20 protein-coding genes are annotated in these 24,864 nt (G+C 65.9%); 9 read left to right on the top strand and 11 right to left on the bottom strand.

All coding sequences use genetic code 11. The features are described from left to right. Window positions 1–3: 3 nt before the first annotated feature. The 6 genes from tsaE to trxA all read left to right on the top strand — a co-directional run bounded on the left by tsaE (window position 4) and on the right by trxA (window position 9,046). Window positions 4–453: a tRNA (adenosine(37)-N6)-threonylcarbamoyltransferase complex ATPase subunit type 1 TsaE gene (tsaE, locus tag STE01S_RS00355; RefSeq protein WP_062763934.1), complete on the top strand. Its 450-nt coding sequence runs from the start codon at window positions 4–6 to the stop codon at window positions 451–453. Continuing rightward, window positions 450–1,430: an aminoglycoside phosphotransferase family protein gene (locus STE01S_RS00350; protein ID WP_062764529.1), complete on the top strand. Its 981-nt coding sequence runs from the start codon at window positions 450–452 to the stop codon at window positions 1,428–1,430. The genes tsaE and STE01S_RS00350 overlap by 4 nt, the downstream gene beginning before the upstream one ends. 4 nt (window positions 1,431–1,434) lie before the next feature. After that, a complete protein-coding gene (locus STE01S_RS00345) occupies window positions 1,435–2,154 on the top strand; it encodes a nucleotidyltransferase family protein (protein WP_003040466.1) in 720 nt (239 codons plus the stop codon). Between the two features lie 96 nt (window positions 2,155–2,250). Then, a complete protein-coding gene (gene addB / locus STE01S_RS00340) occupies window positions 2,251–5,220 on the top strand; it encodes a double-strand break repair protein AddB (protein WP_062763932.1) in 2,970 nt (989 codons plus the stop codon). Continuing rightward, the gene (gene addA / locus STE01S_RS00335) at window positions 5,217–8,684 is read left to right on the top strand and encodes a double-strand break repair helicase AddA (RefSeq protein WP_062763930.1); all 3,468 of its coding nucleotides are present in this window, start codon (window positions 5,217–5,219) and stop codon (window positions 8,682–8,684) included. Before addB ends, addA begins: the two co-directional genes overlap by 4 nt. Before the next feature lie 41 nt (window positions 8,685–8,725). After that, window positions 8,726–9,046: a thioredoxin TrxA gene (gene trxA / locus STE01S_RS00330; protein WP_003040459.1), complete on the top strand. Its 321-nt coding sequence runs from the start codon at window positions 8,726–8,728 to the stop codon at window positions 9,044–9,046. Between the two features lie 48 nt (window positions 9,047–9,094). Here the strand turns inward: trxA and STE01S_RS20990 are convergent, their stop codons facing one another. The 4 genes from STE01S_RS20990 to STE01S_RS00315 all read right to left on the bottom strand — a co-directional run bounded on the left by STE01S_RS20990 (window position 9,095) and on the right by STE01S_RS00315 (window position 13,626). After that, complete coding sequence (locus tag STE01S_RS20990; protein WP_409371965.1) at window positions 9,095–9,223, bottom strand: SEC-C metal-binding domain-containing protein; 129 nt, start codon at window positions 9,221–9,223, stop codon at window positions 9,095–9,097. Between the two features lie 187 nt (window positions 9,224–9,410). Further along, complete coding sequence (gene argJ / locus STE01S_RS00325; protein ID WP_062763928.1) at window positions 9,411–10,643, bottom strand: bifunctional glutamate N-acetyltransferase/amino-acid acetyltransferase ArgJ; 1,233 nt, start codon at window positions 10,641–10,643, stop codon at window positions 9,411–9,413. Window positions 10,644–10,780: 137 nt separating this feature from the next. Then, window positions 10,781–12,220: an aldehyde dehydrogenase family protein gene (locus tag STE01S_RS00320; protein ID WP_062763926.1), complete on the bottom strand. Its 1,440-nt coding sequence runs from the start codon at window positions 12,218–12,220 to the stop codon at window positions 10,781–10,783. 92 nt (window positions 12,221–12,312) lie between these two features. Further along, window positions 12,313–13,626: a M20/M25/M40 family metallo-hydrolase gene (locus tag STE01S_RS00315; protein ID WP_062763924.1), complete on the bottom strand. Its 1,314-nt coding sequence runs from the start codon at window positions 13,624–13,626 to the stop codon at window positions 12,313–12,315. Window positions 13,627–13,804: 178 nt separating this feature from the next. Between STE01S_RS00315 and STE01S_RS00310 the strand changes: the two genes are divergently transcribed. Both STE01S_RS00310 and STE01S_RS00305 read left to right on the top strand, forming a co-directional pair. Then, window positions 13,805–14,014 carry a helix-turn-helix transcriptional regulator gene (locus STE01S_RS00310; RefSeq protein WP_062763922.1) on the top strand — a complete coding sequence of 70 codons (210 nt, stop codon included), beginning with the start codon at window positions 13,805–13,807 and terminating at the stop codon, window positions 14,012–14,014. Beyond that, entirely contained in the window at window positions 14,014–14,676 is a 663-nt protein-coding gene (locus tag STE01S_RS00305) for a hypothetical protein (RefSeq protein WP_062763920.1), read from the top strand. Before STE01S_RS00310 ends, STE01S_RS00305 begins: the two co-directional genes overlap by 1 nt. Window positions 14,677–14,754: 78 nt before the next feature. Here STE01S_RS00305 and glnA read toward each other — a convergent pair whose 3' ends face one another. From glnA to STE01S_RS00270, 7 genes are all read right to left on the bottom strand, one after another. Further along, complete coding sequence (gene glnA, locus STE01S_RS00300; protein WP_058813096.1) at window positions 14,755–16,167, bottom strand: type I glutamate--ammonia ligase; 1,413 nt, start codon at window positions 16,165–16,167, stop codon at window positions 14,755–14,757. A gap of 72 nt (window positions 16,168–16,239) precedes the next feature. Next, entirely contained in the window at window positions 16,240–16,578 is a 339-nt protein-coding gene (locus tag STE01S_RS00295; RefSeq protein WP_003040441.1) for a P-II family nitrogen regulator, read from the bottom strand. A gap of 229 nt (window positions 16,579–16,807) precedes the next feature. Further along, on the bottom strand, window positions 16,808–18,988 hold the full coding sequence (locus STE01S_RS00290; protein WP_062763918.1) for a PQQ-dependent dehydrogenase, methanol/ethanol family: 2,181 nt from the start codon (window positions 18,986–18,988) through the stop codon (window positions 16,808–16,810). Between the two features lie 111 nt (window positions 18,989–19,099). Then, window positions 19,100–19,939, bottom strand: a complete 840-nt coding sequence (gene map, locus STE01S_RS00285; RefSeq protein WP_058813098.1) for a type I methionyl aminopeptidase — start codon at window positions 19,937–19,939, stop codon at window positions 19,100–19,102. Between the two features lie 84 nt (window positions 19,940–20,023). After that, window positions 20,024–22,360 (bottom strand): ATP-dependent Clp protease ATP-binding subunit ClpA, encoded by a 2,337-nt coding sequence (gene clpA, locus STE01S_RS00280; protein WP_058813119.1) that lies wholly within the window; start codon window positions 22,358–22,360, stop codon window positions 20,024–20,026. A gap of 173 nt (window positions 22,361–22,533) precedes the next feature. Continuing rightward, window positions 22,534–23,541, bottom strand: coding sequence for a hypothetical protein (locus STE01S_RS00275; RefSeq protein WP_162928170.1), 1,008 nt, complete (start codon window positions 23,539–23,541; stop codon window positions 22,534–22,536). Continuing rightward, window positions 23,538–23,735: a DUF1192 domain-containing protein gene (locus STE01S_RS00270; RefSeq protein ID WP_058813100.1), complete on the bottom strand. Its 198-nt coding sequence runs from the start codon at window positions 23,733–23,735 to the stop codon at window positions 23,538–23,540. Before STE01S_RS00270 ends, STE01S_RS00275 begins: the two co-directional genes overlap by 4 nt. Before the next feature lie 113 nt (window positions 23,736–23,848). Between STE01S_RS00270 and STE01S_RS00265 the strand changes: the two genes are divergently transcribed. Further along, entirely contained in the window at window positions 23,849–24,850 is a 1,002-nt protein-coding gene (locus STE01S_RS00265) for an NAD(P)H-quinone oxidoreductase (RefSeq protein ID WP_255265840.1), read from the top strand. The last annotated feature ends 14 nt before the right edge of the window (window positions 24,851–24,864 follow it).

The raw sequence follows: 24,864 nt of genomic DNA, 5'->3' as shown, positions 1-24,864 counted from the left end.
GCCATGCAATCCCGTCGCCCCTATAGTCTCGAAGACGCCGATCGCATCGGTGCCGCCATCGGCGCCGCGCTGAGACCCGGCGATGTCGTGCTGTTGTCGGGCGACCTCGGCGCGGGCAAGACGACGCTGGCGCGTGCGATGCTCAAGGCGCGCGGTCTGGCGGGCGAGGCGCCGAGCCCGACCTTCGCGATCGTCCAGCCCTACGCCCCGCCCGAAGTCGATCTGCCGATCGCGCATGTCGATCTCTATCGCATCGAGGGAGAGGATGAACTGATCGAACTCGGCCTCGACGACTATCTCTATGACGGCGCGCTGCTGATCGAATGGCCCGATCGATTGGGGGCGCAGGCATGGGGCGACGCGCTGGCGCTGACGATTTCGGGCGGGGGCGATACGCGCGTCTTGACAGCGGAAGTGCCGCCCGCTTGGGAAGCGCGATGGCCGCTCCGATGATTCCGCCCGACCATGCGCCCGCCTTTCTTGCCGCGCATGGCTGGGGCGATGCCCGCATTCTGCCGCTCGCGGGCGATGCCTCGTTCCGCCGCTATTTCCGTGTCGTCGGGGAAGGGCGGCAGGCGGTGCTGATGGATGCGCCGCCGCCGCACGAAGACCCGCGCCCCTTCATCGCCGTCGCCGAATGGCTGTGCGAACAGGGGATGAGCGCGCCCGCGATCCTCGCCCGCGATCTGGCGCAGGGCCTGCTGCTGATCGAGGATTTCGGCGATGTGCGGCTGCGCGAAACGCTCGACGCGCGCCCCGCGGCGGAGGTCGAATTCTACGCCGGGGTCACCGACCTGCTCGTCCATCTGCACGCGCGCCCCGCGATGCCGGGGCTGCCCGTCCACGGCATCGAACAATGGCTCGACGAAGTGATGCTGTTCACCGACTGGTACTGCCCCGCGCTGGACCTTGCCGTCGATCGCGACGGATTTCGCGCGGCGTGGCAAACGGCGCTGGCGCCCGTCGAACAGGACGGCCTGCCGCGCGTCACCGTGCTGCGCGACTTTCATGCCGAAAATATCATGCTCGTCGATGGACGCAGCGGCATTGAACATTTCGGTCTGCTCGATTTTCAGGACGCGCTGGTCGGCCATCCCGCCTATGACCTCGCCTCGGTGCTCGAGGATGCGCGCCGCGACGTGACCCCGACGGTCGAGGCGGCAATGCTCGATCGCTATGTCGCTGCGACGGGACAGGGTACGGCGTTCCGTGCCGCCTATTGGGCGCTCGCGGCGCAGCGCAATACGCGCATCCTGGGCGTTTTCGTGCGCTTGTGGAAGCGCGACGGCAAGCCCGGATACCGCCAGTTCCAGCCGCGCATGTGGGGTCTGCTCGAACGCGACCTCGCGCACCCGGCGCTCGCGCCGGTGAAAAAATGGTTCGACGACAATGTGCCCGCCGCCAAGCGCGCGGCGGCGTGGAGCGAGTGACGGCATGACCGCGACGATCGAAAGCGCGATGGTGATGGCGGCGGGGATCGGCAAGCGGATGCGCCCGCTCACCGCGACGCGGCCCAAGCCGCTCGTGCGCGTGGCCGGCAAGCCGCTGATCGACCATAGCCTCGACCGGATCGAGGCGGCGGGGATCAGCCATGTCGTCGTCAACGTCCATTATCTCGCCGACGCGCTCGAGGCGCATCTCGCGAAGCAGAAGCGATCCTTCACCCTGGCGGTGTCGGACGAACGCGGCGAACTGCTCGAAACCGGTGGCGGCATGGTCAAGGCGCTGCCGCTGCTCAAGGGCGACCCGATCCTGATCGTCAACAGCGACAATATCTGGACCGACGGGCCGCAGGACAGCATCCGCAATCTGGCGCGCCACTGGGACGGCGATCGGATGGATGCGCTGCTCCTCGTCATCCGTCAGGCGAGCGCGACGGGACACGGCGGCAAGGGCGATTTTCACATGGACCCGAGCGGCAAGCTGTCGCGGCGCAAGCCGGGCCGGGTCGCACCCTTCGTCTATACCGGCATCCAGCTCATTTCGCCGCGCCTGCTCGTTGGCGCGCCTGATGGACCCTTTTCGACGAACCTGTTGTGGGACCGCGCGATCGCGGCGGGGCGGCTTTATGGTCTGTCGCATATGGGGCAATGGTTCGACGTCGGAACCCCCGCCAGCATTGCACCGACCGAAGCGGCGCTGAGCGAAGTTTGACACGGATCGTCATCCCGGCGAAGGCCAGGATCTCGCCGGTGCGTCATGGCGATAGGGAGAGATCCCGGCCTTCGCCGGGATGACGAAGGAATCCTGATGGCTGTGATCGGCCAACCCACCATCTATTCCATCCCGATTCATCGGGCCTTCGCCGACGCGCTCGCCGCCGGGGTGATCGCGCGCTTCGACGACGGCGCGCTGGGGCTGGCGCAGGGGCTGATCCTGCTGCCGAGCAATCGTGCACGCAGCGCGGTGCAGGCGGCGTTCGTCCGCGCGGGCGGGCAGGGGCTTCTCATGCCGCGGCTGGCGGTGATCGGCGACGCCGATCTCGATGAATCGGTCGCGCTGGCGCTTGATGCGATCGACGACGATCCGCTGCCGCCTGCCATCGATCCGCTGCACCGGCGCCTGCTGCTCGCCGAGCTGATCGAGCGGCATACACCGCCGGGCGAACCGGCGATCACGGGCGCGGCGGCGTTCCAGCTCGCCGATGGGCTGGGCCGCGTGATCGACCAGCTTCATTATGAAGAGGTGTCGGTTTCGGCGCTCGTCGACCTCGATCTCGGCGCCTTTGCCGACCATTGGCGGGCGTCGCTGTCGCGGCTGCGGCTGCTGGTCGATGAATGGCCGGCCGCGCTTGCCAGGACGGGTGCGATCGACCGCGCGGCGCGCCGCAACTTGCTGCTCGATCGCGTCGCGGCGGGGTGGCGCGCGGCGCCGCCAGCGCGCTTCGTCGTCGCGGCGGGCGTTACCACCGCTGCTCCTGCCATCGCGCGGTTGCTCCGCACCGTGGCCGATATGACGCGCGGCATGGTCGTGCTGCCCGGGCTCGATCAGGTGATGGCGGCGGATGAATGGGATGCGCTCGGCCCGACGCGGCCCGATGCGGATGACGACCGGCGCCCGCTCGAAACGCATCCGCAATATCATCTGAAGCTGCTGCTCGATCGCATGGGCGTTGCTCGTGACGAAGTGCAGCCATGGGATGCCGCATCGCCGCACGATGGCCCCGAAGCACGGAAGCCCTTCGCGTCGCTGCTCTTCGCGCCCGCGGACTACAGCACCCAGTGGCAGGCGGCGGGCGATCTGTCGGCGGCGGTTGCCGGCCTGTCGGGCGCTGTTTTTGCCGACGACGGGCAGGAGGCGCAGGGAATCGCCCTGCTGATGCGCGAGGCGATCGAGACGCCGGGGCGCACCGCTGCCCTCGTCACCCCCGACCGCGCGCTCGCCGAGCGCGTCGCCGCCGCGCTGACGCGCTGGGGCATCAGCGTCGATGACAGCGCCGGCCAACCGCTGTCGCGCACCGCGCCGGGCGCGCTGTTGCTGCTGCTTGCCGACTTGGCTGCTGTATTCGATCCGGTCGCGCTGGTGGCGCTGCTCGGCCATCCGCTCGTGCGCGCGGGAGGCGAGCGCACCATGTGGCTCGACGAGGTGCGGCGGCTCGACCTGACGTTGCGCGAGCCCGGACTGCTTCCGGGATGGGACGGGGTGAGCGCGCGCATTGCGGCGCGCGCTGCCGATCCCAAGGCGCGCGGTCATTCCGTCGCCGTGCAGATGGCACCATGGTGGACGCGTGTTTCGACCGAGCTCGGTGCCGTGCTCGCGCCCTTCGCGGCCGGGCCGGTGCCGCCCGCCGACCTGCTCGCGGCGTTGCAGCGCGCAGCCGAATGGCTGGCGGGCGACGCGGTGTGGGCGGGGCCGGCGGGCCGGATGCTCGCCGAACTGTTCGACCAGTGGGCGCTGGCGCGCGGTGCCGGGCCGGCGCTTGTCGATCCTGCCGATTTTCCCGCGATGCTCGGGCAATTGCTCGGGCAAGCGAGCGTGCGTCCGCCCTATGGCGGGCATCCGCGCCTGTTCATCTGGGGCTTGCTGGAGGCGCGGCTGCAGCGCGCCGACCTGATGATCCTCGGCGGGCTCGACGAAGGACGCTGGCCCGCCGCGACGCAACCCGACCCGTGGCTCGCGCCCGGCATCCGCCGTCTGCTCGGCCTTGCCGCGCCCGAACGGCAGCAGGGGATGGCGGCGCATGATTTCGCGGGCGCGCTCGGAGCCGGGAGAATCGTCGTAACGCGCGCGCAGCGCAGCGGCGGCGATCCCGCCGTCGCCTCGCGCTTCTGGCTGCGGCTCGCAGCGCTCGCGGGCGAGCTTCCCGAACCCGCGCCGGGGGGCGTGCCGCTGACGCGCCTCGCCGCCGAAATCGACCTGCCGCCGGGCGGTACGCAGCCCGCCGGTCGTCCGGCGCCGCAGCCGCCCGCCGCCGACCGTCCGCGCCGGATCAGCGTTACCGGCGTCGACAAGCTCGCACGCGATCCCTTCGCCTTTTATGCCGACCGCATGCTCGGCCTCTCGGCGCTCGATCCGTTGAGTGCCGCGCCCGATCCGCGCTGGCGCGGTACGCGGGTGCATAAATTGTTCGAAGATTGGGTGCGCGGCGGCGCGACGCGCGAGGCTTTCGAAGCGGAACTGGCCGCGCTCGCCGCCGATCCGGCGCTCGACGGGCTTGCGCGCGCCTTCTGGCTGCCGCGTATCGAACCCGCGCTGCGCTGGGCGGCGGCGCAGGTCTGGGAGGCCGACCGCAAGCCCGTCGCGGTCGAAGCGCGGGGCGAACGAACCGACGACGGCATCACCCTGTATGGCAAGGCCGACCGCATCGACCGCGGCCCTGATGGCCTTGCCATTATCGACTATAAATCGGGCGGCGCGCCGAGCGCGCAGGCCGCCGCCGACGGGCTCGACAACCAACTCGGTCTGCTCGGCCTGCTTGCGCGCGAAGGGGCGATGGAGGGCATCGATGCCGCCCCCGTCGTGGCGCTCGAATATTGGAGCTTGCGTCCGGACCGCCGCGCCGACGGTGCGGGGCGGATTTCGAACAGCTATGGCCCGCGCAGCACGCTCAAGACCGCTGAGGCGGCGATCGACCATGCCGCCGACACGCTGACCCGGCTGGCGCGCGACTATTTGCTCGGCGACGCACCCTTCGTGCCTGGCGAGGGCGGCGGCTATGGCGATTATGACCAGCTCATGCGCCGCGACGAATGGTTCGGACGCGGTGAGGACGGACTGTGAGCAGAAGCGCCGGCCTCGCCACCCTCGATCCGCGGCAGGGCGCCGCCGCCGATCCCGAAAGCCATGTCTGGCTCGGCGCATCGGCGGGGACCGGCAAGACGCAGGTGCTGTCGGCGCGCGTGCTGCGGCTCATGCTCGACGGCGTTTCGCCGCAGGCGATCCTGTGCATCACCTTCACCAAGGCGGGCGCTGCCGAAATGGCGCACCGCATCCACGAACGGCTCGCGACCTGGGTGCGGATGAGCGACGGCGATCTGCGGCTCGATCTCCACGCGCTGGGGCTCGACTGGGAGCGGCCGGGGCTGATGACGCGCGCGCGGTCGCTGTTTGCGACGGTGATCGACAGCCCCGGCGGTGCGATCCGCGTCCAGACGATCCACAGCTTCTGCCAGACCTTGCTCGCCAGCTTTCCGCTCGAGGCAAAGCTGCTTCCCGGCTTTCGCGCTATCGAGGAGGATGAAGCAGCAGCGCTCAAGCGGCAGATACTCGGCGATCTGCTCGAGCATGATCCCGACCGCGAGGCGCTGCGGGCGGTTGCGGCGATGCTGTCGCGGCGGTTGGGGCAGGAATCGGCGCTTGCCTTCCTGTCGAGCTGCGCCGCGGTCTTCGGTGGCCCGCGCGCGGCGCTGCCGCCCGCGGCGCATGATTTGCGCGCGGCGTTCGATCTCCCCAGCGGCGATCCCGATGCGTGGCTCGCTGCTGAAATTGCGGGCGGAGCGATCGCCGACGCCGATATCAAGGCGGTCGCGACCAGCGGGGCGGCGTGGGGGACCAAGACCGGCGAGGCTTGTTCGGACAAGATGGTCGGCTGGCTCATCGCCGAGGCGTCGGCGCGCGCCGCAATGCTCGATGAACTGCTCGGCTGTTTCCTGACGGGCAAGGGCGAGCTGCGCGCCGATTTTGCGGGCGACAAGGGCCGGATGACCGATTGTGCCGACAGCGCGGTGCGCATCGTCGATGCCGCCGGGCGGCTGCGCGCGACCGCGACCGCGATGCGCGTCGCCGACGATCTCGCGGCTGGGTGGAAGCTTGGCGCGCGCTTTGCCGAAGCCTATGCGCTCGCCAAGCGCGATGGGGGTCTTGCCGACTTCGACGATCTCATCACGCTCGCCGGAACATTGCTGCGCGCCAGCAGCTTTGGCGAATGGGTGCGCTTCAAGCTCGATCAGCGCACCGACCACATCCTCGTCGACGAGGCGCAGGATACGAACATGCGCCAGTGGGGCATTGTCCTGTCGCTTGCCGAGGAATTTTTCGCGGGCGTCAGCGCAAAGGACGACCGGTTGCGGACGCTGTTTACCGTCGGCGACCGCAAACAGGCGATCTTCGGCTTTCAGGGCACCGAGCCCAAGGCGTTCGCGACCGCGCGCGACATGTTCCACGCGCTGGGCGAGATGGGCGGCCAGCCCTTCCGCCAGGTCGATCTGGTTTCCAACTATCGCTCGACGCCCGCGGTGCTCGACGTCGTCGACCGCTGGCTCGGCGACGGCGGGACGAGAGCGATGGGGCTCGACGGCGAAGAGCCGCCCCACCGCCCGTTTCGAAGCGCCCAAGCCGGCCAGGTCGAACTCTGGGCGCCGCTGCCCGTCGGCAAGGCGATCGATGCCGCAGCCGCGGAGGACGGCGGAGACGAGGGGGACGGCAGCGCCCCCGCTTCCGATCCCGCCTCGATGCGGTTGGCCAAGGCGATCGCGGGCGAGGTGCAGGACTGGATCGCGAACGGCAAGGACGGGCGTCCCGTGGCGCCGGGCGATATCATGATCCTCGTCCGCCGACGCCGCGATCTGGCGGCGCGGATCGTCGCGCGGCTTCAGGCGCTGCACGTCCCCGTCGCGGGCGTCGACCGCTTCGCGCTGACCCAGCCGCTCGCGGTGCAGGATCTGATCGCCGCGATGCGCTTCGCGGTGCAGCCGCTCGACGATCTCAACCTTGCCGCACTGCTCGTCTCGCCGCTGCTCGGCTGGACGCAGGACGACCTCTACGCGCGCACCGCAAAGCGCGGTCGCGCCGCCATCTGGGAACATCTGCGCGCGCACGAAGACGCGATGCCGCCCGCGACGATGGCGGCGCTGCGCGCGCTGCTCGGCATGGCCGATTTCACGACCCCTTTCCGCTTTCTCGAAACGGTCCTCTCAGGACCGATCGACGGACGGCACAAGCTGTACGCGCGGCTGGGGCGCGAGGCGCGCGACCCGATCGACGAACTGCTGAGCCAAGCGCTGGCGTTCGAGGCGCGTGAAACCGTGTCGCTACTCGGCTTTCTGACCCGGATCGCGGGCAGCAGCGCCGATATCAAGCGCCAGACCGAAGCGCGCAGCGACGTCGTGCGCGTGATGACGGTCCACGGATCGAAGGGCTTGCAGGCGCCGATCGTCATTCTCGCCGATGCGACCGACGATGCCGCGATCGGTCATCGTCCCTTCACCGTCGATGTCGCCGCCTGGGAAAAGCTGCCCGTCTTCGCGATGCCCGCCGACGAGCGGCAGGGTGCGCTGGCGCAGGCCTATCAGGACGCGGCCGATGCCGCGGCGCAGGAGCATTGGCGGCTGTTCTACGTCGCGATGACCCGCGCCGAAGAGATGCTGATCGTCGCGGGCGTTACCAAAAAGCCCGACCTGTCGGTGCCCGAGACGAGCTGGTACAGCGCGGCCGCGGTGGCGCTGGAGGGGCTTGGTTGCGATTGGGAGGATGCGGGGCCGCTGTGGGGCCGCCGCCGTGTCCACCGCGTCAATGATGGCAAATGGGCGCGCAGGGATGCGGCCGTGCGCGCCGCACCGCCGCCGCTCGCGCTGCCCGCCTGGACCCACGCCCCGGCGCCCGAGGAGGCGCGCCCGCCGCGCCCGCTCGCGCCGTCGGCGCTGGGCGAAGATGATGTCGCGGTGCCGCCGCAGGGTTCGGCGCGCGTCGCGGCGGTAACGCGCGGCCTGCTGCTCCACGCGCTGTTCGAACGCCTGCCGCCGGTCGCGACCGATAGGCGGCGCGCGGCGGCGCTGCGCTGGCTCGCGGCGCAGGCGCCGATGCTCGACGATGCGGCGCGTATGGCAATGGCGGACGAGGTGCTCGCCATCCTTGATGATCCGGCGCACGCCGCGCTTTTCGGCCCCGACAGCCTGGCCGAAGTGCCGCTGTCGGCGGTGGTCGACGGCATGGTCGTGGCGGGGATCGTCGACCGGCTGCGCGTGACCGACGACGCGGTGACAGTGATCGATTACAAAACCGGGCGGCGGATACCCGGGAGCGCGTCCGATGTCGCGCCCGCCTATCTGCGCCAGATGGCGGCCTATCGCGATGCGCTGGCGGTCATCTTTCCGGGCCGGCGCGTCGAAACGGCGCTGCTCTATACGGCGGGACCGCGCCTGATCGCGCTCGACAATGCGGCGCTGGCACCGCACAAGCCCGGCTTGCTTGCCGCCAAGGCGAATTTGCCGCCGCCGCCCCTTGAGCCGGACGCCCCGACGTCCTAGCTTGGCATCAACGATTTTGCAGAATTTCAGGAGTTCAGACGATGGCAACCAAGGCAATCACCGACGCCAGCTTTCAGGCCGATGTCCTCGACAGCGACACCCCCGTGCTCGTCGATTTCTGGGCCGAATGGTGCGGTCCGTGCAAGATGATCGGCCCGTCGCTCGAAGAAATCTCGAACGAACTCGCCGGCAAGGTGGTGATCGCCAAGCTGAACATCGACGACCATCCCGACGCGCCGAGCAAATATGGCGTGCGCGGCATCCCGACGATGATCCTGTTCAAGAACGGCCAGATCGCCGACACCAAGGTCGGCGCCGCACCGAAGAGCGCGCTCAAGGGCTGGCTCGAAGGCGCGCTTTGATTTTAGCTAGCCCCCCGATGCCGAGTGATCGGTGTCGGGGGGCGCCTTCTATCGGTCAGTCACGCCAATAGTCGTGTCGTTCGGAGCCATCGAAACCGGCCCGAAGCGAGGCAGCAATTGCGGAAACCTCTGGCCTGATCCGCATGGGCACGGGTCTTTTCGGCCGAGTTTTTCGATAAGTTCGATATCGCCGCGGACGAAGCGATGACCACGCTTGACCTGTGTTTCGGACGGGTAACCCTTACGCCGCTTCGAGGTGATCTCGAAAGCAAGGCAGGTCGGCGAAGTCTTTTTGGCGTACCATGACGGCCTCCTGTGGTCGGCGCACCTGATTGCGCGCAGGGGCGGACCTAACAGATCGCGGTCAGCTCCGATAGTCGGCGTTGATGCTGATATAGCCGTGGGTCAGGTCGCAGGTCCAAACGGTCGCGCGCCCGTCGCCGAGGCCGAGGTCGGCGCCGACGCGAATGTCCTGGCCCTTCAGATGCGCCGCAACGGGGCCCTCGTCATAGCCGTCGACGGGTAGCCCGTCCTTCGCGACCCAATGGTCGCCGAAGCGGATTGCCAGCCGGTCGCGGTCGGCGGGTTCGCCTGCCTTGCCCACCGCCATCACGACGCGGCCCCAATTGGCATCCTCGCCCGCGATCGCGGTCTTGACCAGCGGCGAATTGGCGATCGACAGCGCGACGCGCTTGGCGCTGGCATCGCTGACCGCGCCGGTCACCGCAATTTCGATGAATTTCGACGCGCCTTCGCCGTCGCGCACGACAAGCTGCGCAAGGTCGAGCGCAACGCTGCGGATCGCTGCATAAAGCGCGTCGGCGCCCGGATCGTCGCGCGTCGTCAGCACCGGATTGCCCGCCAGGCCGGTCGCGAACAGCAGCACCGTGTCGCTGGTCGACGTGTCGCTGTCGACCGTGATCGCGTTGAAACTGCCCGCGGTTGCCTCGCTCAGCATCGCTTGCAACAGATCGGGCGCCACCGCGGCATCGGTGAAGATATAGCCGAGCATCGTCGCCATGTCGGGCGCGATCATCCCCGATCCCTTTACGATTCCCGCGACCTGCACCGTGGTACCGCCGACGACCGCGCTCGCCGCCGCACCCTTCGGGAAGGTGTCGGTGGTGGTGATCGTCTGCGCCGTTTCTTCCCAGCTTGCGCTCGGGGTGTCGAAGCTGATGACCTTGGCGACGCCGGCGCGCGCCTTGTCCTTGGGCAACGGCACGCCGATCACGCCCGTCGAACAGACGAACACTTCCCTCGGATCGCACGCCAGATGCGCAGCGACCTGATCGACGATCTGCTCGACCGCCTCGCGTCCGCGATAGCCGGTGAAGGCGTTCGAATTGCCCGCATTGACGATCAGCGCGCGGGCGCGGCCGTGGGCGATGCCCTCGCGGCACATTTCGACCTCGGTCGAACAGCAGACATTCTGCGTCGTCACGCCCGCGACGACGGTACCCGGCGTCAGTTCGACATAGGTGAGGTCGCAGCGGTCCCAATTCTTGTAGTGCGCGCGCGCGATACGGCGCGTCACCCCGGCGATTTCGGGCAGGGCGGGGAAGGCAGCGGGCGCGAGCGGCGAGCGATCAGTCATGGCGCGCGCATAGCCGTTGGGGGGGCAAAGAAAAACCCCTCCCGCGAACGGAAGGGGCTTTGCTGCCGGAGTTCAGCGGCGAGCGCTTCCCGGCGGTCGTCCTCCCCGCGGCGTCGCCACAAGGAGGATCGGTCGGCTTACGCCGGGATGCCGCTGATCGCCTTGACTTCCATAAAGTCCTTGAGGCCAAACAGCCCGCCTTCGCGGCCATTGCCCGACGCCTTGTAACCGCCGAAGGGCGCGCCCGGTCCGGGGCCCCAGGCGTTGACGGCGACCATACCGGCGCGCAGCTTCGGCGCCACCTCTGCCGCCTTGGACGGATCGCCCGATACCACGGCCGACAGGCCATATTCGGTGTCGTTGGCGATATCGACCGCTTCGTCGAGGCTGGAATATTCCATGATCGTCGCAACGGGGCCGAACACTTCTTCCTTGGCGATCCGCATGTCGGGCGTGACGCCCGAGAAGACGGTCGGCTTGATGAAATAGCCGCGGTTGACGTTCGCCGGCAGGCCGGTGCCGCCGGTTTCGAGCGTTGCGCCCTCGTCGATCGCCGACTGGATCAGGCCCTGGATCTTTTCGAACTGCGCCTTGTTGACGACGGGGCCGATATGACCGCCTTCCTGCGCCGGATCGCCAACCTGCGTTCCGTCGAACATCGCCTTGATGACGCCGACGGCCTCTTCCTTGCGGTCCTTGTGGACCAGAATACGCGTCGGGGCGATGCAGCTCTGACCGGTGTTGACGAGCACGCCCTGCACCGTCGGGGGCAGGACCTGGGCCAGATCGGCGTCGGGCAGGACGATGTTCGGCGATTTGCCGCCCAGTTCCTGATGGACGCGCTTTACCGTGTCGGCCGCCGCCTTGGCGACGAGGATGCCGGCGCGGGTCGATCCGGTGAAGCTCACCATTTCGATCCCCGGATGCGCGCTGATCGCATTGCCGACGGTCGGGCCGTCACCCTGAACCAGGTTGAACACGCCCGGCGGAACGCCTGCCGCATCGAGGATTTCGGCGAAGATAACGGCATTGCCGGGGCATTCTTCCGACGGCTTCAGCACCATCGTGTTGCCAGCGGCGAGCGCGGGCGCGACCTTGAGCGCGATCTGGTTGAGCGGCCAGTTCCAGGGGGTGATCATCCCGACGACGCCGATCGGTTCATAGACGACCTTGTTTGCGCCATGCTGTTCGCTGAACTCGAAATTCTTCAGCGCCTCGATCGTGCCGAGGAAGCCGCCGATGCCGGCGCCGACTTGCGCGGTGCCTGCGAAGCTGACGGGTGCGCCCATTTCGGCCGCCATCGACTTGGCAAGATCGGCGGCGCGCTTCTTATATTCCTCGACGATACGGCCGAGCAGCGCCAGGCGCTCCTCCCGCGTCGTCTGCGAATAGGTCTTATAGGCTTCCCTGGCGGCGGCGACGGCATCGTCGACGTCGGCCGCGGTGCCGAGCACGACGGTCGATGCCGCTTCCTCGGTCGCCGGGTTGATGACGTCGTGCAGCTTGCCGCCCTTGCTGTCGACCCATTTGCCGCCGATGTAATTCTGTTTCAGGTGCGTTTCGGTATCGCTCATCATCTTTCTCCCATCGGCGGAAACTTCCGTCTCGGATTGCTACCTAATCACTGTGCCGCGCGAATCAAGCGCGGTCGGCTGCGATTTCTTCCAGCTCAGCGCTTTTCAGCGGCGATGCGTGACATGAGTATGGCAGCACGCGTCGCCTGGCGTGCGATGCTGGACAATTCGACCCTTTCGCCGGGCGCATGATCGCCGGTCGAATAGGTGCCGAGCCCGGCAAGGCCATCGACATCGGCGGCGACGAAGCTGATGTCGCCAGCGCCGCGTTTCAGCGGGTCGAGCGCCGCCATTTCGGGAAGTCCCATGTCGCGGTTGACGCCGTTGAGCCGGTCGAGCAGCGCCTTGTTGCCCGCCGTCGGCGCCATCGGCGGATAGGCACCGGGGTCGAAGGCAAGCTTCGCATCGGTGCCGGGCAGGTGGCGCGCGACGATCGCCGCCATCTTGTCCTTCACCCGTGCCGACTGTTCGGGGGACAGCGTGCGCAGGTCGCCCCGCGCCACCGCAATCGGGGCGACGATGTTGGTCTTGCCGTTTGCGGTCGCGCGGATACCGCCGGTGTCGAGTGTCGCCTCCTGGCCGCCGGCGATCAGCCCGACGTTGAAGGTCAGATCGGGTTCGGGCAGTTGGGTGCGGAAATCGCGGATGATGCGCGCCAGTTCGTTGATCGCGCCGTCGCCGACCTCGGCGCTGAAGATGCCCGAGCTGTGGGCGCTCATGCCCGTTGCGGTGACGGTCCAGCTTTCCGAACTGCGGCGGGCGATCGATCCCATATCGGCGCCATTGTCGCGGACAAGTCCTTCGAAATCGAGCGCGATGTCGCTGCGCTTGCCCGCCGCAATCAGGTCGGCGCGCGATTTTTCGATCGGATCGCCGGCGTCTTCTTCGTCGCCGGTCATATGGATCTCGATATTGGCGTCCTTCAGCGTCCCCGCCGCCTTCATCGCGCGTAGCGCCGCGACGATCACGACCATGCCGCCCTTGTCGTCGCCCGCGCCGGGGCCTTCACCCCAGCCATCCTTGCGCGTGAAGGTCTGGAAAGGCGAATCGGGTTCGAACACCGTGTCGAGATGCGCGATCAGCAGCATCTTCTTGCCGTCGGCACGTCCCTTGTGCACCGCGATGAGATGGCCAGCGCGCTTCGTTTCCGGGGTGGGCTTCCAGGTGACCGTAAAGCCCAGCGGTTCAAGCTCGGCGCGCATCATCTCGGCCACCTTTTCGACCCCGGCGAGGTTCAGCGTGCCGCTGTTCTGGTTCACCAGCCTTTCGAGCAGCGTGATCGACCGTTCCTGCTCGGCCTTCACCGTTCCGGCCATCCGGCTTTCGATCGGGCTCAGCTTGGCATGCGCGGCCGGGGCAAGAGCGAGCGCGGCAAGGGCGGCAAGCGCGGCGAAGCGGACTGATTTCATCTGCACAATCTCCTTTGTCGGCACCCTTGTGCCGCCTGAAGGCCGCCGCCGCAAGCCATCGCGCCGGGCAATATTCGCTCGCTTGCCGATCCCCATCTCGAACATGACCTGTAAAGAGTGTTTGACAGCATGTGTTTCGCGTCTGTAAAGAGTGTTTGACAGGCTGAAAGGACGGTCATTGCAAAATCGCGTTCGGGATTGCCGCGAGCAGGCGGGGTGGAGCCAGGGCGAACTGGCCCGCCGACTCGGCGTCTCGCGGCAGACGATCAATGCCGTCGAAACCGACAAATATGACCCCAGCCTGCCGCTCGCGCTGCGCATGGCCCAGCTGTTCGGGTTGGAGGTGCGCGAGCTGTTTATCGATCATTGGATGCCGGAGGACGAGTGATGGACAAGATGGTGGCCGGACATAGCGTTGCGGCGTGGAAGAAGAGCGGGATCGGGGCGCTGGTCGGCGCGATCGTCGGTGCGGGCACGGTCGCCGGGCTGATGCATGTCGCCGGGACCGATTTCATCGATGCGATGGGCGGATCGCGCGTTGCGCTGGCCGGGGTCGCCATCCTCTATCTCCTGATGGCGGCCTTTGTCGGCTTCGGGCTGGCGGCGCCGCGCACAGGCGCCAGGCTGCTCAACGTCGCTGATGCCGACGAACTGCGCGAGGAGCGCGCGGGCATGGGGCGATCGGTCATCGTCATGGGCGCAATCGGTGCCGCGCTGCTTGCGCTCGCGCTCGCACGCACGCCCTCCTTTCCGACCGGACCCGTTCCGGCGCAGGCGGCTGCGGCGGTGCTGGCCCTCGTGATTGCGGGCGGTGTCGCGGCGAGCTGGGCGTGGCGGCGGCAATATGACGAGCTTAACCGCCAATTGGGTATCGAGGGCGGCTATTGGGCCTTCGGCCTGAGCTGGATCGGGCTGACCCTCTGGGGCGCCGCCGATTTTCTGGGGCTCGGACCGGTGCTCACCGCGATCGACGTGGTGACGACGCTGGCGGCGATGATGCTTGTCGGGGCCTTTGTGGCGATCGGTCGCCGCGGCCTGATGATGCGCTGAGCGCAGGTAGCAGATAAGGGAAGGGCGTCCGAGCTCCCCCAAGCCGGACGCCCTTCGAGCGTGACTGATCGCTGCAGATCAGGCGCTGTAATACATGTCGAATTCGACCGGGCTCGGGGTCTGTTCGAAGTTGTAAACTTCGGCCCATTTGAGTTCGATATAGGCTTCGATCTGATCCTTCGAGAAGACGTCGCCCTTCAAGAGGAAGTCGTGATCGGCCGCGAGGCTGTCGAGCGCTTCGCGCAGGCTGCCACAGACGGTCGGGACTTCGGCGAGTTCTTCGGGCGGCAGATCATAGAGATTCTTGTCCATCGCGTCGCCGGGGTGGATCTTGTTCTGGATGCCGTCGAGCCCCGCCATCAGCAGCGCCGAATAGCAGAGATAGGGGTTTGCCATCGCATCGGGGAAGCGGAATTCGACGCGCTTCGCCTTGGCGCCCGCGCCATAGGGGATGCGGCACGAAGCCGAACGGTTGCGCGACGAATAGGCGAGCAGCACCGGTGCCTCGAAGCCCGGGACGAGGCGCTTGTAGCTGTTCGTCGTCGGGTTGGTGAAGGCATTGAGCGCCTTGGCGTGCTTGATGACGCCGCCGATGAAATAGAGGCACATGTCCGAAAGCCCGGCATAGCCGTTGCCGGCAAAAAGCGGCTTGCCCTTTTCCCAGATCGAGATGTGGGTGTGCATGCCCGATCCGTTATCGTCCTTGATCGGCTTGGGCATGAAGGTCGCAGTCTTGCCATAGGCATGGGCGACCTGATGCACGACATATTTGTAGATCTGCATGCGGTCGGCGGTCTGCGTCAGCGTGCCGAAGGTCAGGCCCAGCTCGTGCTGCGCGGCGGCGACTTCATGGTGATGCTTGTCGCAGGGCAGGCCCATTTCGAGCATGGTCGAGACCATTTCGGCGCGGATGTCGACGGCACTGTCAACGGGCGCGACCGGGAAGTAACCGCCCTTGGCGCGCGGACGATGGCCAAGGTTGCCGCCTTCATAGGCGCGGCCGGTGTTGGTCGGCAGTTCGATATCGTCGATTTCGAAACCCGACTTGTTGTAGCCCGTTTCGAAGCGGACGTCGTCGAACATGAAGAACTCGGCTTCGGGACCGACATAGACGGTGTCGCCGATGCCGGTCGAGGCGACATAAGCTTCGGCGCGCTTCGCGGTCGTGCGCGGGTCGCGGGCATAGCCTTCGCCGGTCGAAGGCTCGACGATGTCGCAGAACATCACCAGCATCGGGGTTGCCGAGAAGGGATCGTCATAGACCGCTTCGAGATCGGGCTTCAGGATCATGTCGCTTTCGTTGATCGCCTTCCAGCCTTCGATCGACGATCCGTCGAACATCAGGCCGTCTTCGAGGGCGTCTTCGTCGATCACGCCGGCGCACATGGTCAGATGCTGCCATTTGCCCTTGGGATCGGTGAAGCGCAGATCGACCCACTCGATGTCATTATCCTTGATCCGGGCGATGATATCCTTCGGCTTGGTGGCCATGGTCACTTCTTCCTTTTTGCGAATAGTACCGGCTGGACCGGCGTCTGTTGAACGGGATGGAGCGATGGAAGCTTAGAGCGCGTCCTCATTGCGTTCGCCGGTGCGGATGCGCAGCGCGGTTTCCACAGGGATCACGAAAATCTTGCCGTCGCCGATGCGGCCCGTCTGCGCGGCCGCGGCGATCGCCTCGACCACGCGTTCGGCCATATTGTCGTCGACGATAACCTCCAGCTTCACCTTCGGCAGGAAGTCGACGACATATTCGGCGCCGCGATACAGTTCGGTGTGCCCCTTCTGGCGACCGAAGCCCTTCGCCTCGGTAACGGTGATGCCGCTGACACCCACTTCGTGCAGCGCCTCCTTCACCTCGTCGAGCTTGAACGGTTTGATGATCGCCTCAATCTTCTTCACGCTTCATGTCCCCCTTTGGGCCTTCCACCTTTGCCTGTGGTCGAAGCCGGGTCAGGTGCGCCTGAACCGGTTTCCCCCGTGAGTCGGTGCGGTGTGCGGCCATCTTGCACCAATCAAGACCCGTGCCAATTGGCGAATCGCAAGCTTTCGGTAAGAAATTTGGCACGAAATTACGCCGCTGCCCGTCCTTTGGGCAACGGCGTGATTTCGGTGATTAAATTTTGTGCAATCAGCGCCCGACGGGCGCCGTCGCGTCGGGCAGGTTCGCCTTGGTCCAGTTCGACCGGTCGATGACATAGGCGCGAATCGCCTCGACATCGGCGGGGGTCAGCACCTTGGCAAAGCTCACCATGCCGCGGTCCTTCAGCGCGCCGTCGAGGATCACGCCTTTCCATGCATCGGCACTGGTCAGCGCGCCCGAAACGCGCAGGTCAGGGGTGAAGCCGTTGCCGATCGCGCTGTCGCCGTGACAGACTTGGCAATAGCGCCCGAAATGCGCCTTGCCCGATGCGATCTGCTGCGGCGTGCCGAACTGCGCGGGCGGATTCCACGCCAGCGTCGTGGTCGCGGGCGGGGCGGGGAACTGCACCGTGCCGCCGAGTTTGAGCACCACGAGGCGGGGAATATTGGGCACCTTGCGCGTCACGCCGCCCGCGACCCCGGCGACGAGCGGAAAGGCGCCGCCCTTGCTGGTCTGGAAAGCGACATATTGCACCCCGCCGACGCGGAAGGTCGATGGCGCGCTGACGATCCCCGACTGCATGTCGAGGTCGAGGAGCTGCTTGCCGGTGTCGGCGGCATAGGCGCGGAAGCGCCCGGTGCTCGTTCCCTGGAAGACCAGATTGCCGGCGGTCGTCATCGTGCCGCCATTCCATGCGGCGGGATAGTCGACGCCCCAAGCGACCTTGCCGGTGCGTGGGTCGAAGGCAACGAGACGGCCGGTGGTCGCGGCGACGGCCGCGCGGAAGGCGGCCTTGTCGTCGGGCAGCATCGCCGCGGTCAGCGAGGCGCCGATGTTGAAGCCGAGCACCTTGCGCCGGTCCAGCTCGTCCATATCCTGGATATAGCCCTGCGGAATCTGCTGCGCCGGAATATAGACGAGGCCGGTGGCCGGGTTGTAGCTCATCGGGTGCCAGTTGTGCGCGCCGAGCGCGCCCGGGATCGCGATGAAGGGCTTGCCGGTCTTGTAGAAGCGTGCATCGGGATTTTCGATCGGCCGACCGGTGGCCATGTCATAGCCGGTCGCCCAGTTGATCCCGTCGACGAAGGGTTTGGCGTCGATCAGCTTGCCGGTCGTGCGGTCGATCGTGAAGAAAAAGCCGTTCTTCGGTGCATGATACAGCACTTTGGTCGGCGTGCCGTTCACCGCCTGCTCGGCAAGGATGATCGGCTGCGTCGCGGTATAGTCCCAGCTCTCGCCCGGCGTTTCCTGATAATGCCATTTATATTTGCCGGTTGACGCATCGAGCGCCACCACGGACGAGAGGAACCAGTTGTCGCCTTCGCCGTTCGAACGCGTACCATGGTTCCACGGATTGCCGTTGCCGACGCCGAGATAGATCTGGTCGAGATCCTTGTCATAGACGATCGCGTCCCACACCGTGCCGCCGCCGCCCGACGTCTTCCATTCCCCTTGGTCTGACCAGGTTGCATTGCCTTTCGACGCGAAGATGTCGTCGCTTGCGGCGCCGTCCTTCTTCTTTTCGGGGTTCGGCGCGGTGTAGAAGCGCCAGCGTTCCTTGCCGGTGTCGGCATCATAGGCGGTGACATAGCCGCGCACCCCGAATTCGGCGCCGCCGCTGCCGATCAGCACCATGTCCTTCACGACGCGCGGCGCGCCGGTGATCGTGTAGGGCTTTTGGGGATCGAAGGTCTGCGTCGACCACAGTTCCTTGCCGGTCTTGCGGTCGAGCGCGATCAGCCGCCCGTCGAGTGCGCCGACGAAGAGCTTGTCGCCCCATACCGCGACGCCGCGATTGACGACGTCGCAGCAGGCGTTGACCGCGCGGTCGCCCGGCACCTTGGGATCGAAGGACCAGAGCTTCTTGCCGGTCGCGGCGTCCCACGCGTCGACCTTCGACCAGGCGTGGCTGACATAAAGGCTGCCATCGACGACGACCGGGGTCGCTTCCTGTCCGCGCGCGTCCTCAAGATCGGCGAACCAGGCAATACCAAGCTCGCCCACATTCTTGTCGTTGATGTCGGTGAGCGGGCTGAAGCGCTGCTCGTCATAGCCATAGCCGATGCCGGCCCAGTTGTCGCCGTTGCCGCCGGTCTTGAGCAGTGCTTCGCTCGCCTTCTCGGCATCGTCGAGCGATCCGCCCGTGCCGCCCGACTTCGACGCGTTGCAACCCGCCAGAACCAAGGCCGCACCACAAAGCAGCGCGGTCGCCATGACCCGTTTCGCCATATTCGCTCTCCCTCGACGTCCTATGCTTGACGTTCACGTCAAGACTGCGCCGGGCGAAGCGGATTCGCAAGCGGGAATTTAGGGTGTTCTACCTAAAGTCTGTGGCAGGTTTCAGGCCCAGGGCGGGGCGTTGAGTCCCTTGGGGCTTGCGGTAAAGATTTCGCAGCCGTCATCGGTGATGCCGATGCTATGTTCGAACTGCGCCGAAAGCGACCGGTCGCGCGTCACTGCAGTCCAGCCGTCGGCAAGCATCTTCACGGCATATTTGCCGGTGTTGATCATCGGTTCGATGGTGAAGAACATGCCGGGCCTCAGCTCCGGGCCGGTGCCGGGGCGCCCGGCGTGGACCACTTCGGGCGCATCGTGGAACATCTGGCCGAGCCCGTGACCGCAAAAATCGCGCACCACCGAATAGCGATGGCGTTCGGCGTGGCTCTGGATCGCGTGCGCGACGTCGCCCATCGTATTGCCCGGTTTCGCCTGTTCGATGCCCAGCATCAGACATTCATAGGTCACGTCGACCAGCCGCCGCGCCTTGATCGGAACCTCGCCGACCAGATACATGCGGCTGGTGTCGCCATGCCAGCCATCGACGATGCTGGTAACGTCGACATTGACGATATCGCCTTCGCGCAGCGGCTTGTCGTCGGGAATCCCGTGGCACACGACATGGTTGATGCTGGTGCAACAGCTATGCGTGAAGCCGCGATAGCCCAGCGTCGCGGGAATGCCGCCGCCCGCAAGCATCTTCTCGCGCACCAGATCGTCGATCGCCCCGGTGGTCACACCGGGCTGGATGAAAGGAACGAGCGCGTCGAGGATCTCGGCCGACAGCCGGCCGGCCTTGCGCATTCCGGCAAAGCCGGATTCGTCGTGCAGCTTGATCGTGCCGTCGCGGACGCGGGCGGGGGTGGCCGCTTCGTCGGCGGTTACGGAGATGTAGTTGTACATGCAGGTGATATAGGCGCCGCAGCCCCAAAAAGCGAGGGGGTCAAACAAAACCCCTCCCGCAAGCGGTAGGGGTTGAAGCGGTTTCTACTCTGCCGCCTTCTCGGCTTTGGCCTTGCCCTTGCCCTTGCTCGCTTTGGGCGCCGCCGGGGTGATTTCGAAGCTCAGCGGATTGCCGACCTTGGCATCCTCGCCGGTTTTCAGCTTCACCTTGACCTCGCCGCCGTGGACGAGCTTGCCGAAGAGCAGTTCTTCGGCGAGCGGCTGCTTGATCTTTTCCTGGATCAGGCGGCCCATCGGGCGTGCGCCATAGAGCTTGTCATAGCCCTTGGCGGTCAACCATTCGCGCGCCTTGTCGTCGAGCTGGATGTGGACGTTGCGGTCGGCAAGCTGCAGTTCGAGTTGCAGGATGAACTTGTCGACGACGCGCGCCACGACTTCGGGCGGCAGATAGCCGAAGGGGACGATCGCATCGAGGCGGTTGCGGAATTCGGGGGTGAACATGCGCTTCACCGCCTCTTCCTGCGCATCCTCGCGCGTCTGGGTGCCGAAACCGATCGACTCGCGCGTCATGTCGCTCGCGCCCGCATTGGTTGTCATGATCAGGATCACGTTGCGGAAATCGACCGTCTTGCCGTGGTGGTCGGTCAGCCGGCCATTGTCCATCACCTGGAGCAGGATGTTGAACAGGTCGGGATGCGCCTTCTCGATCTCGTCGAGCAGCAGCACGCAGTGCGGGTTCTGGTCGATCGCGTCGGTCAACAGGCCGCCCTGGTCATAGCCGACATAGCCCGGCGGCGCGCCGATCAGGCGGCTCACCGAATGGCGTTCCATATATTCGGACATGTCGAACCGCTGGAGCGGAATGCCGAGCAGATGCGCGAGCTGTTTCGCGACCTCGGTCTTGCCGACACCGGTGGGGCCGCTGAACAGATAATTGCCGATCGGCTTTTCGGGATCGCGCAGCCCGGCGCGGCTGAGCTTGATCGCCGACGACAGCACCTCGATCGCGGTATTCTGGCCGAAGACGACGCGCTTCAGGTCGGTCTCGAGCGTTTCGAGAACCTTCTTGTCATCGCTCGACACCGATTTGGGCGGGATGCGCGCCATCGTCGCGATCACCGCCTCGATCTCCTTGGCGGTGATCGTCTTGCGGCGCTTCGACGGCGGCACCAGCATCTGCATCGCGCCGACTTCGTCGATCACGTCGATCGCCTTGTCGGGCAGCTTGCGGTCGTTGATGTAACGCGACGACAGCTCGACCGCCGCGTTGATCGCGTCGGCGGTGTATTTCACATTATGATGGCTCTCGAACGCGTCGCGCAAGCCGGCGAGGATCTTCTTCGTGTCCTCGATGCTCGGTTCGATCACATCGATCTTCTGGAACCGGCGCAGCAGCGCGCGGTCCTTCTCGAAATGATTGCGGAACTCCTTGTAGGTGGTCGACCCGATGCAGCGGATCACACCGCCCGACAATGCGGGCTTCAGGAGGTTCGAGGCGTCCATCGCGCCGCCGCTCGTCGCGCCGGCACCGATCACCGTGTGGATCTCGTCTATGAACAGGATCGCGTGCGGCATGCCTTCGAGTTCGGAGACGACCTGTTTCAGCCGCTCCTCGAAATCGCCGCGATAGCGCGTGCCAGCGAGCAGCGCGCCCATATCGAGCGAATAGATCACCGCTTCCTTCAGCACCTCGGGCACGTCGCCCTCGATGATCTTGCGCGCGAGGCCCTCGGCGATCGCGGTCTTGCCGACGCCGGGGTCGCCCACATAGAGCGGGTTGTTCTTGCTGCGGCGGCAGAGAATCTGGATCGTGCGGTCAACCTCGGCGCTGCGGCCGATCAGCGGGTCGACCTTGCCGCCCTTCGCCTTTTCGTTGAGGTTGACCGTGAACTGGTCGAGCGCGGTTTCCTTCTTGTTCTTGCCTTCGCTCTTGTCCTTCGCTTCTTCCTTTTCCTCGGGCTCGGCGGTGGGCGAGGGCTTGCCGCCCTTGCCGACGCCGTGGCTGAGGTAGGAAACGGCATCGAGCCGCGTCAGATCCTGCTGCTGCAGGAAATAGACCGCATAGCTTTCGCGTTCGGAGAAGAGCGCGACAAGGACATTGGCGCCCGTCACCTCATCCTTGCCCGATGACTGGACGTGCAGGATCGCGCGCTGGACGACGCGCTGGAAACCGCTGGTGGGGGAGGGGTCGCTGTGCCCCTCGACCTTCAGGCTGTCGAGTTCGGTGTCGAGATAATGGACCACCGCCGACTGCAACTCGCCCAGCGCGACGCCGCACGCGCGCATCACCTCGGCGGCATGTTCGTCGTCGATCAGCGCGTAGAGCAGATGCTCGAGCGTCGCATATTCGTGGTGGCGCTCCGACGCGGCCTTCAGCGCGTTGTGCAGGGTCTTTTCGAGGGACTCCGAAAAGGACGGCATGGTCTTCATCTCCTTGCGGGGACGTGCCGGGGAGAGGCCGCCCCTAGGAACACAACGTGGCGATGCTCCCGTCTCTCCGCAAGGGAAAAGCGGAAGGTCGTGTGAAATTACGATGACAGGCTTGTCTTATGGTTAACGTGGCGTTGGGATTTGGGGCGCGCAAGGTCTGGAATTCAAAACGAGAAGTGCGTTTTGGCAACTTCTGGAATGTTCAAGCCCATGTGTTGGAGCCTTCGAATAGTCACTTCCATCGCGAATTTAACGCTTTTGCCAGCTAGCTCGTTGAGCTGTCCGTCGTCTAGCTTCGCAGTTCCGTGGATTACGCCGCTTCGAAGGCGGTAAAGGTTGTCCCATTCCCTTATCCGGTCAGCGAAGCCCAATTCGCGGAGAACTCTGATTACTCCTTGTCTCAAACCAATCCGATGCGTCCCGCGGATAATTGCATCAGAGACCTCTCGTCGCTCTTCGGGGCTGCCCGTAGTAAGAGCTTGGACGGCATCAGCTGCCTGCTTGAGCATCTGTGTCTGTTCGGATGACCATGTCTCAGCCTGGCCTAGGTTCTCTACAGCCGAAAATGCCAAAACGATTCTGGTCAGAGGTTCTGACTGCATGATCGCGTGATTGAGCAAAGTCACACCACGTTGGGCGGCGTATTTTTCCAAGTCCGCTTGAGTGGCAAGGCTTTCGATCGCACTAAGCAGGTGTTCTACGTTCGATTGCACTGACAGCGTAATCTCGGAGTGAGGTACCCTAGTCCTATCATCGTCTGGGAATGTCATTAGCCCGTGGATGTTTCCAGCGATGCGCTGGTGAGGCTCAATCAGTCCGAGTTCACGCGCATATTCTTCGTCGATCCAACTAGTCGCTGTGTCGTTGCCAACATCAATGCCCCAATGTGAGCAGAGAGAGGCAATCTGGAAGATTGATCGGAGGCGCTCCCCGAACTGCAGCGCTTCGAGCTCATCTCTAAAGCCGCCCGCGCTGAGGACGAACCATTTGGCCTTGTTCAAAGGTTGATCGCGTGGGTCGGGACGTATCTCAAGATTTCGGCGATCAATGGTGATCGGAATTTGGGAATCGGCGATCCCCAAGGCTTTCGTTGCGCGAAAACGAAGGCGCACTCGATAGCCCGTTTCGTCCTTCTTTACTGGCGAGGTCGAATTGGGATTAGAGCGGCTCATCCCTTGCGGAACAGCGCCTCCGCATTTGCCTTGAAGCTGCCCGCTGCCGCCTTGTGCGCCTTTGTGCGTGCTATCTCGGCTTCCAGCACCGCAAGGCGATCGTCGAGTTCGGCGACCGACAAGGGGTCGAGCGACTGTTTGGCGAGCGCCGCCAGCACATCGTCGCGGCGGCGGGGAAGGTCGTCGTCGTCCATGGTCATCCTCCCTGTCGAATTGCGGTCTTGCGGGGCGCGAACTGTTGACCCCTGCGCCGCGGCTGTCAATAAGGCGGGGCGAGTGGGAAATCGAACAAAGTGGGGGATTTAGCGTGACCAGCCTGCCCGAGAGCATGACCGCCGTCGCGATCCGCGAACCCGGCGGCCCCGAAGTGCTCGTTGCCGAGCAGCGACCCGTGCCGCGGCCGGGGCCGGGCGAGTTGCTGATCCGCGTCGCCGCGGCGGGGGTGAACCGTCCCGACGTGCTCCAGCGCATGGGCTTCTATCCGCCGCCGCCAGGCGCATCGGACCTTCCCGGCCTCGAAATCGCCGGCACTGTCGTCGCCACCGGACCGGGCGGCGATCCCGAAATGCTGGGGCAGGCGGTTTGCGCGCTGGTCGCGGGCGGGGGCTATGCCGAATATTGCGTCGCGCCGGTGGGCAGCGTGCTGCCCGTTCCCGCGGGTTTCACCATGGCCGAAGCAGCGGCGCTGCCCGAAACGGTGTTCACGGTATGGCATAATCTGTTCGAGCGCGGCTGGGTCAAGGAAGGGGAAACGGCGCTCGTCCACGGCGGGACCAGCGGTATCGGCACGACGGCGATCGGCCTGTGCAAGCTGTTCGATATCCGCATCATCGTCACTTGCGGCAGCGCCGACAAATGCGACGCGGCGCGGGCGCTCGGCGCCGACCTCGCGATCGATTATTCGGCCGAGGATTATGTCGAGGCGGTGAAGGGCTTTACCGGCGGGGCGGGGGTCGATGTCGTGCTGGATATGGTCGGCGGCGACTATGTGCCGCGCAATCTTGCGTGTCTTGCCGACGATGGGCGGCACGTCACCATCGCCTTCCAGCGGGGCGCGAAAGCCGAAATCGACATGTCGCAGCTGATGCGCCGCCGTCTGACGATGTCCGGATCGACGCTGCGGGCGCGCAGCGCCGACTTCAAGGCCGCGTTGGCCGACGAGATTCACAAGACGCTGTGGCCGCGGCTTTCCAGCGGGGCCTGGAAGCCCGCGATGGATCAGGCCTTTCCGCTTGCCGATGCCGCCGCCGCGCATGCGCGGATGCAGGCGGGCGCGCACGTGGGAAAGATCGTCCTCACGATCGGTTGATCCTTTGCGGAGCG

The sequence above is a fragment of the Sphingopyxis terrae subsp. terrae NBRC 15098 genome, assembly GCF_001598815.1.
Taxonomy (GTDB): domain Bacteria; phylum Pseudomonadota; class Alphaproteobacteria; order Sphingomonadales; family Sphingomonadaceae; genus Sphingopyxis; species Sphingopyxis terrae.
The sequence above is the reverse complement of the archived record's forward strand: the minus strand, read 5'-3'. Positions and strand labels throughout refer to the sequence as shown.

What these genes read in the sequence shown, in the direction of transcription:
- tsaE (WP_062763934.1), top strand. Translation starts at nt 4, where the DNA reads ATGCAATCCCGTCGCCCCTATAGTCTCGAAGACGCCGATCGCATCGGT.
- STE01S_RS00350 (WP_062764529.1), top strand. Translation starts at nt 450, where the DNA reads ATGATTCCGCCCGACCATGCGCCCGCCTTTCTTGCCGCGCATGGCTGG.
- STE01S_RS00345 (WP_003040466.1), top strand. Translation starts at nt 1,435, where the DNA reads ATGACCGCGACGATCGAAAGCGCGATGGTGATGGCGGCGGGGATCGGC.
- addB (WP_062763932.1), top strand. Translation starts at nt 2,251, where the DNA reads ATGGCTGTGATCGGCCAACCCACCATCTATTCCATCCCGATTCATCGG.
- trxA (WP_003040459.1), top strand. Translation starts at nt 8,726, where the DNA reads ATGGCAACCAAGGCAATCACCGACGCCAGCTTTCAGGCCGATGTCCTC.
- argJ (WP_062763928.1), bottom strand. Translation starts at nt 10,643, where the DNA reads ATGACTGATCGCTCGCCGCTCGCGCCCGCTGCCTTCCCCGCCCTGCCC.
- STE01S_RS00320 (WP_062763926.1), bottom strand. Translation starts at nt 12,220, where the DNA reads ATGATGAGCGATACCGAAACGCACCTGAAACAGAATTACATCGGCGGC.
- STE01S_RS00315 (WP_062763924.1), bottom strand. Translation starts at nt 13,626, where the DNA reads ATGAAATCAGTCCGCTTCGCCGCGCTTGCCGCCCTTGCCGCGCTCGCT.
- STE01S_RS00305 (WP_062763920.1), top strand. Translation starts at nt 14,014, where the DNA reads ATGGACAAGATGGTGGCCGGACATAGCGTTGCGGCGTGGAAGAAGAGC.
- glnA (WP_058813096.1), bottom strand. Translation starts at nt 16,167, where the DNA reads ATGGCCACCAAGCCGAAGGATATCATCGCCCGGATCAAGGATAATGAC.
- STE01S_RS00290 (WP_062763918.1), bottom strand. Translation starts at nt 18,988, where the DNA reads ATGGCGAAACGGGTCATGGCGACCGCGCTGCTTTGTGGTGCGGCCTTG.
- map (WP_058813098.1), bottom strand. Translation starts at nt 19,939, where the DNA reads ATGTACAACTACATCTCCGTAACCGCCGACGAAGCGGCCACCCCCGCC.
- clpA (WP_058813119.1), bottom strand. Translation starts at nt 22,360, where the DNA reads ATGCCGTCCTTTTCGGAGTCCCTCGAAAAGACCCTGCACAACGCGCTG.
- STE01S_RS00275 (WP_162928170.1), bottom strand. Translation starts at nt 23,541, where the DNA reads ATGAGCCGCTCTAATCCCAATTCGACCTCGCCAGTAAAGAAGGACGAA.
- STE01S_RS00270 (WP_058813100.1), bottom strand. Translation starts at nt 23,735, where the DNA reads ATGGACGACGACGACCTTCCCCGCCGCCGCGACGATGTGCTGGCGGCG.